The 16,106-nt window shown below is 44.5% G+C and carries 11 protein-coding genes; 6 read left to right on the forward strand and 5 right to left on the reverse strand.

The window, feature by feature from the left end; genetic code table 11:
* Positions 1 to 61 precede the first annotated feature (61 nt).
* Genes ACHUFN_RS07510 through ACHUFN_RS07520 form a run of 3 tightly spaced genes read right to left on the reverse strand, consistent with a single transcriptional unit; the run spans position 62 to position 4,907 of the window.
* On the reverse strand, positions 62 to 796 hold the full coding sequence (locus tag ACHUFN_RS07510; RefSeq protein ID WP_394221709.1) for a substrate-binding periplasmic protein: 735 nt from the start codon (positions 794 to 796) through the stop codon (positions 62 to 64).
* A 53-nt stretch (positions 797 to 849) separates the two neighbouring features.
* Positions 850 to 3,729: an ATP-binding protein gene (locus ACHUFN_RS07515; RefSeq protein WP_394221710.1), complete on the reverse strand. Its 2,880-nt coding sequence runs from the start codon at positions 3,727 to 3,729 to the stop codon at positions 850 to 852.
* Positions 3,729 to 4,907, reverse strand: a complete 1,179-nt coding sequence (locus ACHUFN_RS07520) for an ABC transporter substrate-binding protein (protein ID WP_394221711.1) — start codon at positions 4,905 to 4,907, stop codon at positions 3,729 to 3,731. The genes ACHUFN_RS07515 and ACHUFN_RS07520 overlap by 1 nt, the downstream gene beginning before the upstream one ends.
* Positions 4,908 to 5,227: 320 nt before the next feature.
* On the opposite strand from ACHUFN_RS07520, the gene ACHUFN_RS07525 reads away from it, so the two are divergent.
* Positions 5,228 to 5,731, forward strand: a complete 504-nt coding sequence (locus ACHUFN_RS07525; protein ID WP_394221712.1) for a 3'-5' exonuclease — start codon at positions 5,228 to 5,230, stop codon at positions 5,729 to 5,731.
* A gap of 70 nt (positions 5,732 to 5,801) precedes the next feature.
* Here the strand turns inward: ACHUFN_RS07525 and ACHUFN_RS07530 are convergent, their stop codons facing one another.
* Both ACHUFN_RS07530 and metK read right to left on the reverse strand, forming a co-directional pair.
* Positions 5,802 to 6,272, reverse strand: coding sequence for a hypothetical protein (locus ACHUFN_RS07530; protein ID WP_394221713.1), 471 nt, complete (start codon positions 6,270 to 6,272; stop codon positions 5,802 to 5,804).
* Between the two features lie 232 nt (positions 6,273 to 6,504).
* Positions 6,505 to 7,650: a methionine adenosyltransferase gene (gene metK / locus ACHUFN_RS07535; protein WP_394221715.1), complete on the reverse strand. Its 1,146-nt coding sequence runs from the start codon at positions 7,648 to 7,650 to the stop codon at positions 6,505 to 6,507.
* A 406-nt stretch (positions 7,651 to 8,056) separates the two neighbouring features.
* Between metK and tkt the strand changes: the two genes are divergently transcribed.
* From tkt to ACHUFN_RS07560, 5 genes are all read left to right on the forward strand, one after another.
* Positions 8,057 to 10,048 (forward strand): transketolase, encoded by a 1,992-nt coding sequence (tkt, locus tag ACHUFN_RS07540; protein WP_394221716.1) that lies wholly within the window; start codon positions 8,057 to 8,059, stop codon positions 10,046 to 10,048.
* 18 nt (positions 10,049 to 10,066) lie between these two features.
* On the forward strand, positions 10,067 to 11,077 hold the full coding sequence (gene epd / locus ACHUFN_RS07545) for an erythrose-4-phosphate dehydrogenase (RefSeq protein ID WP_394221717.1): 1,011 nt from the start codon (positions 10,067 to 10,069) through the stop codon (positions 11,075 to 11,077).
* Positions 11,078 to 11,192: 115 nt separating this feature from the next.
* A complete protein-coding gene (locus ACHUFN_RS07550) occupies positions 11,193 to 12,368 on the forward strand; it encodes a phosphoglycerate kinase (protein WP_394221718.1) in 1,176 nt (391 codons plus the stop codon).
* Positions 12,369 to 12,660: 292 nt separating this feature from the next.
* Positions 12,661 to 13,560, forward strand: a complete 900-nt coding sequence (locus ACHUFN_RS07555) for a fructose bisphosphate aldolase (protein WP_394221719.1) — start codon at positions 12,661 to 12,663, stop codon at positions 13,558 to 13,560.
* Positions 13,561 to 14,002: 442 nt separating this feature from the next.
* Complete coding sequence (locus tag ACHUFN_RS07560) at positions 14,003 to 16,102, forward strand: S9 family peptidase (RefSeq protein ID WP_394221720.1); 2,100 nt, start codon at positions 14,003 to 14,005, stop codon at positions 16,100 to 16,102.
* The last annotated feature ends 4 nt before the right edge of the window (positions 16,103 to 16,106 follow it).

The raw sequence follows: 16,106 nt of genomic DNA on the forward strand, positions 1-16,106 counted from the left end.
GGAAGACTTTAATTATTGCTATGCTGAAAGGAGGTACTCTCTTAATTGAGAACAGCCAATTTTAAAGCGAAAAGTCGGAGTATTTCTCAAGTATCTTGTCTATTTGCCCCGTTTCTTTAAGGTAAGCGATGGCATTATTTATCGCCGGTAACTTATCTTTATGGCGATTATGAACACGCAGCGCGAGTTTGCCTTCTGTATGCACAGGACCCAAAGTAATGTTTATACCGTGAACCGCTGACCAATAACGAGAAGAGGCTTCTTCCATAATAATCACATCTATCCGCTTTTTGCCCAGCGCTAAAATAAGATTACTTTCAGCTTGAAAATCCATTCGCACGAATTGGTGAGAATTGAAATAAACATAGCCTGATATCATTCCCACGGTTTCTCCGTAAATAGATTCAACGTTGGGGTAGCGGCCTTGATTTTCAGGAAGGGTTATAAAATATTCTGTAACGTCTAAGATTGGAATTGAAAAAGTAAAGTCGCCCGCAGGCTCGTCACTTGAAAGCCAGCTTGGGCTAAAAAAATCAAAATCGAGAGCACCTGTCTTGAAAGCAACCATGGCTCTTTTTGTGGAAAGCATAACTTTTTCTGTTTTTATCCCCGCGCGGTCCATTATTAACGGTAAGATTTCTACTAGAATGCCTGCTCTTTTCTCATCTACGGCATTCTCATAAGGTATCGAGCTTCCAGATGTCCCCAAATTATAGCGCAAAACTTCGCTCGCAATTGCTTGGCTAAAGCAAAGCGAGGCAGTGATAAAAAGAATGAGTGAAAGACATGGTTTCATGCCCTTCATTATTTTTTGAAAAACGTACAATCAAAGGCTCCGATTAATTGGAACTAGTATAAAACATTTGATTCGTTATCTCTTTCAACACTTGCCCAGTGCTCAATTTTCTCCATGAGGTCGCTGGCATCAAACGGCTTACTTAAGTAGTCATCCATACCTGCATTAACGCAACGTTCCTTATCACCTTTCATTGCATTCGCTGTCAGTGCAATGATTGGCACGTCAACGTATCTTGTGCCAGCTTCTCCTTTTCTAATTCGTTTGGTGGCTTCGAACCCGTCCATTTCTGGCATTTGGCAGTCCATTAAAATGACGTCAAATGTAACCTTCATTTTATTGAGCGCCTCTAGCGCTTCTATTCCTGATTTTGCGCTCAGTGTCGTATGATTATTCAAGTGCTGCTTAACAATCACTTGGTTAATATCGTTGTCTTCAACAATGAGGACTTTTAACTTTTTACCTTTTTCTTTGTTAAGGTCAGACGCGCTGTAAACTGGCTTAAGCAGTGCCTCATCGGCTTGCTCAAGCAATATGGTGAAAGAGAACGTGCTTCCACTACCTTTAACGCTATCAAGATGTATCGTGCCACCCATTAGCTCACAGAGCTGCTTGCTTATAGAAAGGCCAAGCCCCGTGCCGCCGAACTTTCGAGTAGTCGATAAGTCTTCCTGAGTAAAGACATCGAAAATTGTTCCTTGTTTGTCTTGCGCAATGCCTATACCGGTATCTTTGACGCTGCACAACAAGGTAAGGGTGTGATTAGCATTCTGTTTAATGCTGGTCGTTACCTCAATGCTCCCCTTTTCAGTAAATTTAACCGCATTGCCAAGCAAGTTTGAAAGAATTTGTCTAAAGCGTACATCGTCGCCTTGAACAATATGAAAACCTTGAAGATCGAAGTGGAAGTGTAACGCTAAGCCTTTCTCTTGGCACATAATGGCATACTGGCTTTGAAGGTGCTCAAGTGATTCTAAAATATCGAAAGGGTTTTCTTCAATCTGCAGCTGACCCGCCTCAATTTTAGAAAAATCCAAAATATCATTAACTATGTGCAGAAGACCTTGAATACTGAATTTAGCCAGCGACAAATAGTGTTTTTGGTCATCGTTAAGTTTTGACGCAGCTAACAGCTGTAATACGCCAGAAATCCCGTGGATAGGCGTACGTATTTCATGGCTCATACTTGCCAAGAAGCTAGACTTAAGACGCGCTGATTCTTCTGCTTTTTCGCGTGCTTCTTGCAAGTATTGCTCGGTTTTACGTTGCTGAGTGACGTCTTGTTGAAAACCAATATAGTGTGTGACTTCACCGTTCGTCTTAACGGGGGTTAAGTTCAAGCGGTTGTAGAATGCGCTTCCATCTTTCTTGTAGTTAAGCAGTGTAGTTTCAATAGGTTCGCGGGTTGCAATTGCTTTGCTGATTTGATCGACCGTTTGCTGATTGGTCTTCGCTCCCTGCATTGCGCGGCAGTTGTGCCCAATCATTTCTTTGGCTGTATAGCCAGTAAGCTCTTCAAACGCGCTGTTTACGTAAATTACCGGTTGGCCTACACGCTTAATGTCTGAAATGATAATTGATACTGTCGCTTCGTCCATGGCATGAGTGAGTACTTTTACATGACTCTCCAGAGAGCGCTGCTCGGTTTCATCGCTTCCAACATAAATATTACCGCGAACATTGCCGTTAGCATCGGCAAGCGACGTTTTGGTCCAATGAATAAAGCGTTCCTGCCCTGTTTTCACTGAAAAGTGGGTAAGTTCGTCGTTGTCCACCAGCGCAAGTTTCTGAATTATATATTTTAATATACCGTTCTTTTCGCCGTACTGGTCGTTGCAGAAATCATCAAATCGTTTATTGGACAGTAAAATTTGTTTGTCGTGATCGACCACCACCAACATGTCACCCATCGACTCTAAGACATTAGAAAACTGCTCGTTAGACAAAGAGACTTCAGTTAGATCCCAAATAAGCTTGTCGAATGCTTTACGAATGTCAGCCAACTCTTGGGCCTCAACGTCACTTTCATCAAGAAGCGGTGTTTCTTCTTGGCTGTTTAAGCGGTTTTTGATGTCGTTGTACAAAGTCGAAAGTGTACGTTCCGCCAAAGACCCTGTCATGCTTACCATATGTAAAATAATAAACACAAAGCCAACAATCATGGCCAGCAACACAATACCTGTCCACGCCGCTTCCCTGTATGCGGTTATCATGGGCTTAACACTATACAAGATAAGGTTTTGCCAATCTGCTCGTTTAATGGCATAACCGGTGTCGTTAAAGTCGGCAAAATCTGAATTTGGCGCAATAAGCGAAGGTTCGCTGCTAAATAGCACATACCCACTCGAGTCGGTTACCAACTGATTGGTTAAGCGCGGGTAGGGCGCTAATAAAGACTGCAAGCTGTCGACGTACATAACAAGCGCACCTTCGGCCACACCTCTTAGCAGCACAGGAACACTTATAAGCACGCCATATTGTGAGACTGATGAAAAGGTATTTGATGAGCCTAACGTTTGCTGACGCCAAGCGCTGCTTAATGACTCAGGTATAGACTCGTTCCAGTTTTTATCAATAACCCGATTGCCAGCGAAATCAAATAGTGCGAATTCCACGCTCTTTGCCTGAGTTAGATTCAAAGAACGGAAGAACATAGGCAGGTAGTTGTCACGTTGCTCGAAATCGACAAGGGCGTTGATAATAATATCGTTCGCAGCAAGGTCAGCCAGCTGTCTGGTGGTGTCGCTAACAATGTAACTGATGTCTTGCTCTAACCCAACCACAGACTGCTGCTGTAGGCGATCTGTTTGTTTAACGATAAAATGGAAAGACAGTGCGAACAGTAAGATAGACAGCACCGTGACCAATAAAACAAGTCGCGGCAGCATACTTGAAAGTAATAGAGCGCGTAACCTAGGTGGTTGTTGCTGCATTATTGCGTGCCTGTTGTTACCAAGTGGCCGTTTTCATTAAACCTAGTCATAAAATAATCCTTTGACCAAAGTGCATCGTGTCGGTTTTGTGTAAATGGAGCGGTGTAGTTTTTAACTGCGCCTTGCACATTTTCAAGCGACTGAAGTGCGCTGCGTAGTTCATCAACTTTTATACTACCAGCTTTATCGGCAGCTGCGGCTATTAAGTGAATTAAATCATAAGCATGAGCTAAACCTGTAACGCCACCAATCGCCGACGCATCAATAAGGCCGTACTTATTATGATAGGCCTCTAACAACCTTTTTGCCTTGGCATTTTTCTGTTGATTAAAGTGAAAGGTTTGCAGCACCGCCACATTAAAATCGCTGATTGGATTGGCTAGGGAAGAGGCAAATTGACCTGATGCAACCCCCCAGTGTGAGATAACAGGAAGTGAGTTCATGTTCTGTTCGGCCATTTCATCAAGAACAACAACACCCTCTGGTACATTAGTTACTAAAATAATGCCTTCGGCTTTGGCACGTTTTATTGCGGCAATATCTTCAGAGAAATCTTTCTGCTGCCAATTAATCCAATGGGTTCCAGTGATATTTATTCCCTGTTCATTTGCGGCTTTATTAAGCGACTCAAGGTTTGACCGTCCCCATCCCGTCCTTTCCAGTACAAGTGCGACATCAGCCAAGCCTAACTGCTTGACGTGGTTGATGAGAACTGGCGCCGCTTCTGCATCGCGAACAGATACCCGAAATATGTTGTTTGGAGTGTAGCCATTATCAACTATTGGGGTACCTGCTGCCCAAGGTACAAGCATAAGCAGGTTCTTCTCATGTATGACATCTATTTCAGCAAGTACCACAGGTGTATGAACACCGCCAACCACAGCAAGTAAGTTAGGCGTTTGAGAAAACTGCTCAATGTTATAAACCCCTCTTGCGGGGTTTCCACGATGATCTTTTGCAACAATTTTAACTTGTCGGCCTAAAATGCCTCCTTTGGCATTTATTTCGTCAACCGCTAGTTCTACTCCTCTGGTAATCGCAATTCCACCTTCGACAGCCACTGCTGAAAGGTCAGCGTCAATACCGATAATCAGCGGCTCGGTTGAACTGCTTGCTTTACTTGCCGTGAAAAACGAAAAAATACAGAAGAGCGAGAGAAAGAACGATGTTGCACGCATGAATAGATTACCTAAAAGTTAACCTTAAAAGTGTATAGCAATGCGAGGCGTGTTTAAGTGTCAACGTATTATTCTTTAGTATAAGTTTCTTGCTTTTTTAACGTGTTTTATGTGCCTCGCTTCGTTTAGTTTAGGTTCATTTCGAGAAAAGTGGCACGATTCTGCCATTGTCTTACGCTTAACTAAGAATGGTTGTACATTTACTAAACAACGTTTAAATCTGTTTAGTTGTACTGATTTAGTGGATGCGGTGCTTACCCATCTTCTTAAAAAAGTTTGCCAACGTAGCAATCAGCATTAAACAGCAGTTTGGAGTGTAAGTGCGAAATATTACCCAGCCAACAATAATAGATATAGAAGCAAGTGGATTTGGCGCAGCGAGTTATCCCATTGAGATTGGTGTCGTGCGCTATGATGGTGCAAAGTGGTGTAAACTGCTTAGACCCTTCGATTCATGGGTGCATTGGGATAAGAAAGCAGAGTCACTTCACGGCATAACACAACAAATGTTGCAGGCTAGGGGAGAAGAGCCTCATAAGGTTTGCATCGAGCTTAATAACTTTTTAGGTAATACTGTAGTGTACAGCGATGGTTGGGTTGTTGATAACCCTTGGTTAATAAAGCTATATGCTGCCGCGCAAGTTGAAATGTCTTTTACCTGTCGTGCGCTTGAATACATTTTATCCGAGGCGCAAATGAACGTATGGCACAATGTAAAAAAGCGTCTTGCAACAAAGCTTGACCTAAAGCGCCACAGAGCCAGTGCTGATGCATTAATTATTCAACAGACCTATGCACACACTCTTGCTGAAACACAATCGTGATTTATCATGTTACGCTTGCTTGTAATGAATCTTGTCAGCTTAAGAACGTGTAACTTTGTGTAGTATTCGACTAGAACAAGTAATTGACACCCAGCGATAACGCCATATTTTCTTCTTTTCCCACTTGTCGATGTTCTAATTCAACCGCCATATTCAGTCCCTTTTGTCCACCAAGTAGCCAACCTAAACGAGTGAAAGTTCCGACATCATGCGGCAAGTAAAGCCATTCAGCGTAATGTTGAAACGCCGTATTATTTGTTCTGTATGTCGCATAAACGCTTTGAGGAACGCCTGTATTAAACTGCCTACTAGCGCTAAACATACCCTGTGAGCCAGCTGGGTAGGTAAAACTATTGTCGTATTGATAGGTCTCAGTAATGGTTTGTACGCGGTACATACTGTTTAGCTGCCAGCGTTTTACTTTTTTACTCTTGAATTGAATGGGGCTGTGGTGAGGTTCTAACACGTTTGCAATAACGGGCGTAGCGAATAAACTCGCGATAAAAGTGAGTGCTATGAAGGTATTGGAAGCTACATTCATTGACGTGCCCAAATTATTGTTATCACGACCTGCAATTACTTAAGAAGTGCAAGAAGTGGTGTGTGCGTTTTTTAATCATAGCTGTAAAAAATAAATCTTAAAAATATTATTATTGCTTTTTTATTTTCTACATTAATACAAACAAAAAACGCCGCCGATTTGCAGCAACTAATTTTTAAATTAGTCGGCAAACCAAGCGGCGTTTCAAGCAGAGGGTTTGATGCTTATCGGATTAAACCGATGCTTTTAACGCTTCCGCTTTGTCTGTTGCTTCCCATGGGAATTCATCACGACCAAAGTGACCGTATGCAGCCGTTGGACGATAAATAGGTCGCTCAAGGTCAAGCATTTGAATAAGGCCGTAAGGGCGTAAATCAAAGTGTTCGCGAACCAGTGCAACCAATGTTTTTTCATCTACTACACCAGTACCAAAGGTATCGATGCTGATAGATGTAGGTTCTGCTACACCAATGGCGTAAGACACTTGAATTTCACAGCGCTTAGCAAGACCCGCTGCAACAATGTTCTTAGCAACATAACGCCCCGCGTATGCCGCGCTTCGGTCAACTTTTGATGGATCTTTACCTGAGAACGCGCCGCCGCCGTGACGTGCCATACCGCCGTAAGTATCGACAATGATTTTACGACCTGTTAAGCCACAATCGCCCATTGGACCACCGATAACAAATCGACCCGTTGGGTTGATGTGAAAGCGTGTATTGCCATCAATCCATTCGCTAGGGAGTACTGGCTTAATGATTTCTTCCATTACCGCTTCGCGAACTGTTTCAGTGCTTACCGAATCACAGTGCTGGGTTGATAATACAACTGCATCGATGCCTACCGGCTTGTCGTTTTCATACTTGAAAGTAATTTGGCTTTTTGCATCTGGGCGCAACCATTCTAGGTTGCCCGACTTACGTACTTCGGCTTGCTTTTGAACAAGACGGTGAGAGTAGGTAATTGGTGCTGGCATAAGCACGTCAGTTTCGTCGCTGGCGTAACCAAACATTAGGCCTTGGTCACCCGCACCTTGCTCTTCCAAGCTTTCGCGGTCAACACCTTGATTGATGTCTGGAGATTGTTTACCAATAGCGTTTAGTACCGCACACGAATCGGCGTCAAACCCCATATCTGAGTGCGTGTAGCCAATTTCTTTTACTGTTTTGCGGGTAAGTTCTTCAATGTCTACCCATGCAGAGGTGGTGACTTCACCTCCTACTAAAACCATACCGGTTTTTACATACGTTTCGCAGGCCACCCGAGCGCGAGGATCTTGTTCTAAAATAGCGTCAAGAACCGCATCTGAGATCTGATCAGCAATTTTGTCCGGATGTCCTTCAGACACTGACTCGGATGTGAATAAATGCGTGGCCATATATGCTCCGTAAGCGTTAATTTATCAAAATAGTCGTTTATTGTACTAAAACAAGATATAAATACCAGTCTTTACTTCTAGACGTCTAAAAGTCTCTTCGTTACGAATTGTTGACATAACCCGATCACTATTAGGGGTATTCAGCTTGTAATTCAGGAACGTAATGCTAGAACAGACGAGTTTTGCTGTAATGAAGATACGTACTTATTATGTTATAGACCATTTTTTACTATGACTTTCACTATTGGCAATCAAAACCCATTGAACTGTAAGGTGGCATAGGTAAGAATAACGCCACATTCATTCGTATAAAGAAGTAGAGCGAACGCCTTACCTCTACGCTCGTCTAGCTTGCCTAGCCCGCTAAGATACGAAACAAAAGATACAAAATAAATCAGGAGACAACATGCCCTCTCGTCGTGAACTCGCCAATGCAATCCGTGCATTAAGCATGGATGCCGTTCAACAAGCTAAATCTGGTCACCCAGGTGCCCCAATGGGGATGGCTGATATCGCACAGGTACTATGGGGTGATTTCTTATCACACAACCCTGCAAACCCATCTTGGGCTAACCGCGATCGTTTTGTGCTTTCAAATGGTCACGGCTCGATGCTGTTGTACTCTCTTCTTCACCTTTCAGGCTACGAACTGCCAATCGAAGAGTTAAAGAACTTCCGCCAATTGCATTCAAAAACGCCAGGTCACCCAGAGTACGGTTATGCGCCAGGTGTTGAAACGACCACTGGCCCACTAGGCCAAGGTATCAGTAATGCTGTGGGCATGGCGCTTGCCGAAAAAGTACTAGCTGCACAATTTAACAAAGATGGTCACACTATTGTTGACCACCACACCTACGCATTCCTAGGTGACGGCTGCTTGATGGAAGGTATCTCACATGAGACCTGTTCACTAGCCGGTACACTAGGCCTTGGTAAGCTTATCGCGTTTTGGGATGACAACGGCATTTCAATTGATGGCGAAGTGGAAGGTTGGTTCACCGACGATACACCAGCACGCTTCAAGAGCTACGGTTGGGAAGTGATCGATGGCGTTGACGGTCACGATGCAGAGCAAGTGAAAGCCGCCATTGAAAAGGCACAGGCGAATACAACGCAGCCAACGCTTATTTGCTGTAAAACCACTATTGGTTTTGGTTCACCAAATAAAGAAGGTACAGAGTCTTGCCACGGCGCACCACTAGGTGAAGATGAAATCGTTGCTACACGTGAGAAGCTTGGCTGGAGCCATGGCGCATTTGAAATTCCAGACGACATTTACGCGGGCTGGAATGGTAAAGACAAAGGCTCAAAAGCAGAAAGCGCTTGGAATGACGCTTTCGCAGCATACGAAGCCGCCTACCCAGAGCTTGCAGCAGAATTCAAACGCCGTGTAAATGGCGAGTTGCCAGCAGATTTCAGCGACAAAGCAGACGCCATTATTGCTGAGCTTCAAGCTAACCCACAAAATATCGCGTCACGTAAAGCGTCGCAAAATGCATTAAACGCGTTTGGTCCGTTACTTCCTGAGCTATTAGGCGGCTCTGCCGACCTTGCGGGTTCTAACCTTACCATCTGGGAAGGTAGCAAAGGCGTTGAAGCAAACGATGCATCAGGTAACTACATTTATTACGGTGTACGTGAATTTGGTATGTCGGCCATGATGAATGGTATTGCCCTTCACGGTGGCTTCAAGGCATACGGTGCAACCTTCCTAATGTTTATGGAATATGCACGTAATGCGGTACGTATGGCCGCACTAATGAAGCAGCCTGCAATTTTCGTTTACACCCACGATTCAATTGGTCTAGGTGAAGACGGCCCAACTCACCAGCCGGTAGAGCAGGTGGTAGCGCTACGAGCAACGCCTAACCTTGATAACTGGCGCCCTTGTGATCAGGTTGAGTCTGCTGTGTCGTGGAAGTCTGCTATTGAGCGCACTGACGGCCCAACAACGCTGATCTTCACACGCCAAGGCTTAGCGCAGCAAGAGCGTACGGCTGACCAAGTGGCTAACATTGCCAAAGGCGGTTACGTACTTAAAGATTGCGAAGGTAAGCCGGAGCTTATTCTTATTGCTACTGGTTCTGAGGTTCAGCTAGCCGTAGAAGCTGCAGAGAAACTTACCGAGCAAGGTAAAGTTGTTCGCGTAGTGTCTATGCCATCAACTGACGTATTTGACCGTCAGTCTGCTGACTACCGTGAAAGCGTACTGCCTTCAAGCGTGGTTAAGCGCGTGGCGGTTGAAGCCTTGTCGAAAGACAGCTGGTACAAGTACGTTGGCTTTAATGGCGCTATCGTAGGTATGGACACCTTTGGTGAGTCTGCACCTGCTGGCGACCTGTTTAAGCACTTCAACATTACCACTGACGCTGTAGTAGAGGCTGCACTGTCTCTGTAAGAGGTAATAGATAAGCCTATGGTAAATATTGCCATAAATGGGTTTGGTCGTATTGGTCGCAACGTGCTGCGCGCGCTTTATGAAAGCGGGCGCAACAACGAATTTAACGTGGTGGCCATAAACGACATTGCTAAACCCGAAGGCATAGCACATTTACTTAAATACGACACCGCCCACGGGCGGTTCCGTTTTGATGTGGCCTTAGAAAACAACACACTTAATGTCGCAGGCGACGACATTACGCTGCTCGCGATAAGCGATATTAAAGACCTACCGTGGAAAGACTTGGGCGTTGATATTGTGCTTGAGTGTACGGGGAAGTTTGATGACAGAGCATCGGGGCAAGCGCATTTAGATGCAGGCGCTGGCAAAGTGCTTTTCTCATCACCTGGTTCCCCCGATTTAGATAACACGGTCATTTTTGGTACTAACGAAGACACGTTGACCAGTGAACAAAAATTAGTCTCTAATGGCTCTTGCACCACAAACTGCATTGTTCCGGTTATCCAAGCGCTAGACGCCGCGTTCGGTGTTGAAAGTGGTACGATCACAACCATTCATGCGTCTATGCATGACCAGCAGGTTATTGATGCGTACCATGAAGATTTACGCAGAACACGTGCTGCAAGTCAGTCGATTATTCCCGTTGATACGCGCCTTGCTGCCGGCATAGAGCGCATTCTGCCTAAGTTTGCAGGTAAGTTTGAAGCCATTGCAGTTCGAGTGCCAACTATTAATGTAACTGCCATGGACTTAAGCGTGACGCTGCAATCTAAGGTAACCATTGACGAAGTAAATCAAGCCCTTCGCAACGCAAAGGCGGGGCGTTTACAGGGTATTTTGGATTACACTGAAGAGCCTTTGGTGTCGGTAGATTTCAATCACGACCCTCACTCGTGTATTGTAGATGGCACACAAACAAGAGTCAGTCACAAACAGCTAGTAAAAACACTGGTGTGGTGTGACAACGAATGGGGTTTTGCAAACCGTATGCTCGACACAGCAAAAGTGATGTTCGACGCAAAGTAAAGCATTGATGCTGCCAAGGGTTGGTAGCACCAGCCCGCGCAGCTTTCACCGTTAATTTGAGCGTGTTTACAAAGCAAACACGCTCTACTGGATTTAAATTAACAAAGGAAAGACGATGGCAATTCCAAGCATGAGCGATATGGCCTTAAAAGGTCAGCGCGTACTAATTAGACAAGACTTAAACGTGCCGGTAAAAAACGGCAAAGTAACTTCTGATGCGCGTATCAAGGCATCTATTCCCACGATTAAAGCAGCCCTAGACGCGGGTGCAGCAGTTATGGTGATGTCTCACCTTGGTCGTCCTACAGAAGGCGAGCCTTCTGATGAATTTTCTCTTCAACCTGTTGTTGATTACTTAAATGATGCCCTAGACGTACCCGTTAAGTTAGTAAAAGACTATCTTGATGGCGTAGAGTTAGAAGAAGGTGAACTAGTCATTCTTGAAAACGTCCGCTTTAACAACGGCGAAAAGAAAGACGACGAAGCGCTATCTAAACAATACGCAGCACTATGCGACATCTTTGTTATGGATGCGTTCGGTACTGCTCACCGTGCACAAGCATCTACCCACGGCGTTGCTAAATTCGCCCCCAAAGCGTGTGCTGGCCCGTTACTTGCTGCAGAATTAGATGCACTTGGCAAAGCGCTGGATAACCCAAAACGTCCAATGGTTGCCATTGTGGGTGGTTCAAAGGTATCAACCAAGCTTACTGTATTGAAAACATTGGCAGAAAAAGTAGACCAGCTTATTGTTGGTGGCGGTATTGCCAATACCTTTATTGCCGCACAAGGTCATAATGTAGGTAAGTCGCTAGTAGAGATGGATTTAACGGAACAAGCTACGCAGCTTATGAATGAAGCGCAGTCGAACGGCGGAAATATTCCAGTGCCAACAGACGTTGTCGTGGGCAAGGCGTTTGACGAAAATACAGAAGCGACACTTAAAGTAGTTAGCGATGTTGCCGACGACGATATGATTTTTGATATTGGTCCAGACTCGTCAAAAGCGCTTGAAGACATTATCAAAAACGCAGGCACAATTGTGTGGAATGGCCCTGTAGGCGTATTTGAATTTGAACAGTTCAGCGCGGGAACCAAGGCGCTGTCTGAAGCGATAGCGGCAAGCGACGCGTTCTCAATTGCAGGTGGTGGTGATACACTAGCAGCCGTTGATAAATACGGGATTGCCGATAAGGTTTCTTATATTTCAACCGGTGGTGGCGCGTTCCTTGAATTCTTGGAAGGCAAAACACTACCCGCGGTAGCGGTACTAGAAGAAAAAAATAAATAAGCCCGTGTGCTGCATATAAAAGCAGCGCACTAAAACGTGGCCTAGTACTTATGTTGCCCCAAAATGTGTCACGCTCAGTAACAGCATTTTTTGAGCGTGACCACGTAATCGGAAACGATTACACCTGCGAAACAGTGAAGTACGCAGGCATAAATACCAATTTTATTACAGATATGTTTGCTTTAGGTGCTGGCATGCCGTGTCTGGGACAAACAGATCTTTAATAGAATTGGTATAACAATAATCCCTACACCTGTCTATTAAGGCAGTAATATACAAAAGGAGTGTTGCAATGGCATCACAAGCTCAGCAGGCAATGCTGGATAAACTGAAGACGCAAACCGGTTTTATTGCAGCGTTAGATCAAAGCGGCGGTAGTACCCCTAAAGCGTTACGCTTATACGGCATCGAAGAGTCTGAATACAGCTCAGACGAAGAGATGTTTAACCTTGTTCACGAAATGCGTACGCGCATTATCACCAGCACCCCTTTTAGCGGCGAGCGCGTTCTTGGCGCAATCTTGTTTGAAAACACCCTTGATAGAGAAATTGAAGGCATGTCTTCTGCGCATTTCCTGTGGCAGAAGAAGCGTGTAATTCCTTTTCTAAAGGTTGATAAAGGGTTGGCTGAAGAGAGTAACGGCGTGCAGGTAATGAAGCCAATGCCAGGCCTTGACGCATTGCTAGCCAAAGCCGTTGCGCAAGACGTATTTGGTACCAAAATGCGCAGCGTTGTAAAGCTAGCTAATCATCAGGGCATTAAAGACGTTGTTGCGCAGCAATTTGAAGTGGGTAAACAAATTTTAGCTGCTGGTTTGGTTCCAATTATCGAGCCTGAAGTGGATATTCATAGCCCACAAAAAGCAGAAGCCGAAGCACTTCTTAAGCTAGAGATCTTAACTCAGCTTAACCTTCTAAATGAAGGCGAAGAAGTAATGCTTAAGCTAACGCTACCCACAGAAGCTAACTTCTATAAAGAGCTTGTTGATCACCCTCGCGTACTCAAAGTGGTTGCACTTTCTGGTGGTTATAGCCGTGAAGAAGCAAATGCAAAACTGGCAGAAAACCAAGGCATGATTGCAAGTTTCTCTCGTGCATTAACTGAAGGTGTGTCTGCACAGCAGTCTCAAGAAGAGTTTGAAAAAACACTAGACGACGCAATTGAAGGTATTTACCAAGCTTCAAAAGCGTAATTAGCCTAGCCTGAAATTAAATGTAAAAGAGCGCCCTTGGCGCTCTTTTTGGTTTTAAGTAGAAAAATCAAAACGACTAAAAAAACGCACTGCCTCACTTTTGTCAAAACAGTAGCCTTGGCTTATCAACGAGGCGAACGCATCTTCTATCGAGTTGAAAAAACAGTGAGGAACTTACACAACATTCAAACTCGCCGTGAGGATTTTTCATTTAAGTACTACCTTAAGCCTTACCCAAACGTAAGCATTTTAGCTTCTATGCGCAACTAACCATTCGGCTAAATTAAGGCGACTACCATCTAAAACGAGGCGTTCTATAAACGCACCTAATCGCCTTGACTGGGCAGCTCAACGCATAAATGTAAAGCGCAGAACTTATTCAGTAATATGTAGTGCACAGCTAAAAAAAGCATAAATAATAAAGGGAAACAAAGGGTGAACTATGTTTTTAACAAAAAATTGCCAGAAACAAACGGCTAATCAGCGACAGAGATTATGGGCTACATTGTGTACGGTTGGAGCCTTGGCACTGTCTCCGTATGTTATTGCTAATGATGAGTCACAGACTACTGTTAGCGATAACAACAGTTACTTTCAATCCGAAGATATTTTTAATTTAGAATATGTCAGTGAAGTACAAGTCTCGCCAGATGGAGAGCATGTGGCTTACGTGCGTAGCTCAAACGATATTATGTCTGACAGTAGCCGTGCGAATGTATGGCTGGCATCGGTTGATGGTAAGTCTAATCGCCCTTTATTGTCATCGAAAAAAAGCTATTATTCTGTTCGCTGGTCACCCGACGGAAGTCGCTTGGCCTATTTGTCTGATGAGGAAGGCAAGCCGCAGCTTTATGTTCGCTGGATGGATACAGGGCAAACGGCATTAGTTACCAATGTCACTTCCTCACTGAGTAACATTACATGGTCCCCCGACGGTAAATATATTGCGTTCACCATGAGTGTGGATGAAAAAGAGACGCCTTTAGACGTTAAAATGCCTAAAAAGCCTGAGGGCGCGAAATGGTCTCCTGACTTTAAATACATTACTAAAGCGCGCTATCAAGCCGATGGGAAAGGCGTGCTAGAGCCCGCTTACACACATATTTTCGTTGTACCTTCTGAAGGCGGAACTGCCAGACAACTCACTTCGGGCAACTACCATCATAATGGGCGCTTAAGCTTTTCTCCTGATGGCAGTAAAATTTACTTTTCAGCTAATCGCAGTGATAACTGGGAGTATGAGCCTGTAGAAGCAGATATTTACTCTGTTGATATGATGGGAAATATCTCGCAACTTACGGATGATAAAGGGCATGAGTCGTCTCCCGTAGCCTCGCCAGACGGCAAGCGCATTGCTTATGCTCGTCGCGATGACGAAAAAGTGATGTATAAAAACAGCTATTTGTACGTAATGAACAGCGATGGTACTGAAGCAATCAATTTAACCAAAGACATTGATAATTCAGTATCTAACTTTCATTGGAAAGACAACAAGCACATTTATTTTCAGCAGTCAGTTCGCGGGTTAGCGCAAGTTGATGTGATATCTTTATCTGGCAAAGTCAAAACCGTTGCCAACGGACTTGGTGGAACCACGTTAGGACGACCTTACGTATTTGGGACTTACCATGCTGTTGACAACGTCGTTGCTTATACAAAAGGCCGTACCGACCGCCCTGCAGACTTGTTCGTTACCACACGCAAAGAACGTCAACTTACCGCGTTAAATGAAGATGTACTTGGTCATAAGCAGTTAGGTGAAGTAAAAGAAATTGTTTACCAGTCATCGATTGATGGTGAAGAAATTCATGGCTGGTACATTCTTCCACCTAGTTACGACAGTTCAAAAACTTACCCACTTATTTTAGAAATTCACGGCGGTCCCAACTTAGCCTACGGTCCGGTATTTACTGCAGAGCTACAGCGCATGGCTGCAGAAGGCTATGTGGTGTTCTACGACAACCACAGGGGCAGCACAGGTTACGGAGAGCGCTTTGCGTTACTTCTGCAGGGTAAATACAGCTCTGAATACGATTTTTCAGATCACATGTCTGGAGTTGATGCGCTAATCGAAAAAGGAATAGCCGATCCTAATCGCTTATTTATCACAGGCGGCTCAGCGGGTGGTATTGCATCTGCCTATGCTATTGGCCTTACAGATCGCTTTAAAGCTGCAGTGGTAGCGAAACCTGTAATCAATTGGTTGTCGAAGGTGCTGACCGCCGACTCAGGGTTGTATCAAATACCTTTCCAATTCCCGGGTAAACCTTGGGAAAACGTTGAACATTACTGGAAGCGTTCACCTCTATCGCTTGTTGGTAATGTTACCACACCAACCATGCTGATTACAGGTGTTGAGGATAAGCGCACGCCAATGTCAGAAACCGAACAGTTTTACCAGGCACTTAAACTGCAAAAAGTGGACAGTGTGTTGGTTAAAGTACCGGGGTCACCCCACGGCATTGCTTCCAAACCTTCTAGAATGATTGGTAAGGTTGAAAACATCTTGGCGTGGTTTAAAAAGTACGACAGCGCTCAATAAAAAA

This window comes from Alteromonas gracilis, from assembly GCF_043642145.1.
Lineage (GTDB): Bacteria > Pseudomonadota > Gammaproteobacteria > Enterobacterales > Alteromonadaceae > Alteromonas > Alteromonas gracilis_B.

Bases quoted from the DNA above. Each gene is read 5' to 3' on its own strand.
- ACHUFN_RS07510 (WP_394221709.1), bottom strand. From the start codon at position 796: ATGAAACCATGTCTTTCACTCATTCTTTTTATCACTGCCTCGCTTTGC.
- ACHUFN_RS07515 (WP_394221710.1), bottom strand. From the start codon at position 3,729: ATGCAGCAACAACCACCTAGGTTACGCGCTCTATTACTTTCAAGTATG.
- ACHUFN_RS07520 (WP_394221711.1), bottom strand. From the start codon at position 4,907: ATGCGTGCAACATCGTTCTTTCTCTCGCTCTTCTGTATTTTTTCGTTT.
- ACHUFN_RS07530 (WP_394221713.1), bottom strand. From the start codon at position 6,272: ATGAATGTAGCTTCCAATACCTTCATAGCACTCACTTTTATCGCGAGT.
- metK (WP_394221715.1), bottom strand. From the start codon at position 7,650: ATGGCCACGCATTTATTCACATCCGAGTCAGTGTCTGAAGGACATCCG.
- tkt (WP_394221716.1), top strand. From the start codon at position 8,057: ATGCCCTCTCGTCGTGAACTCGCCAATGCAATCCGTGCATTAAGCATG.
- epd (WP_394221717.1), top strand. From the start codon at position 10,067: ATGGTAAATATTGCCATAAATGGGTTTGGTCGTATTGGTCGCAACGTG.
- ACHUFN_RS07550 (WP_394221718.1), top strand. From the start codon at position 11,193: ATGGCAATTCCAAGCATGAGCGATATGGCCTTAAAAGGTCAGCGCGTA.
- ACHUFN_RS07555 (WP_394221719.1), top strand. From the start codon at position 12,661: ATGGCATCACAAGCTCAGCAGGCAATGCTGGATAAACTGAAGACGCAA.
- ACHUFN_RS07560 (WP_394221720.1), top strand. From the start codon at position 14,003: ATGTTTTTAACAAAAAATTGCCAGAAACAAACGGCTAATCAGCGACAG.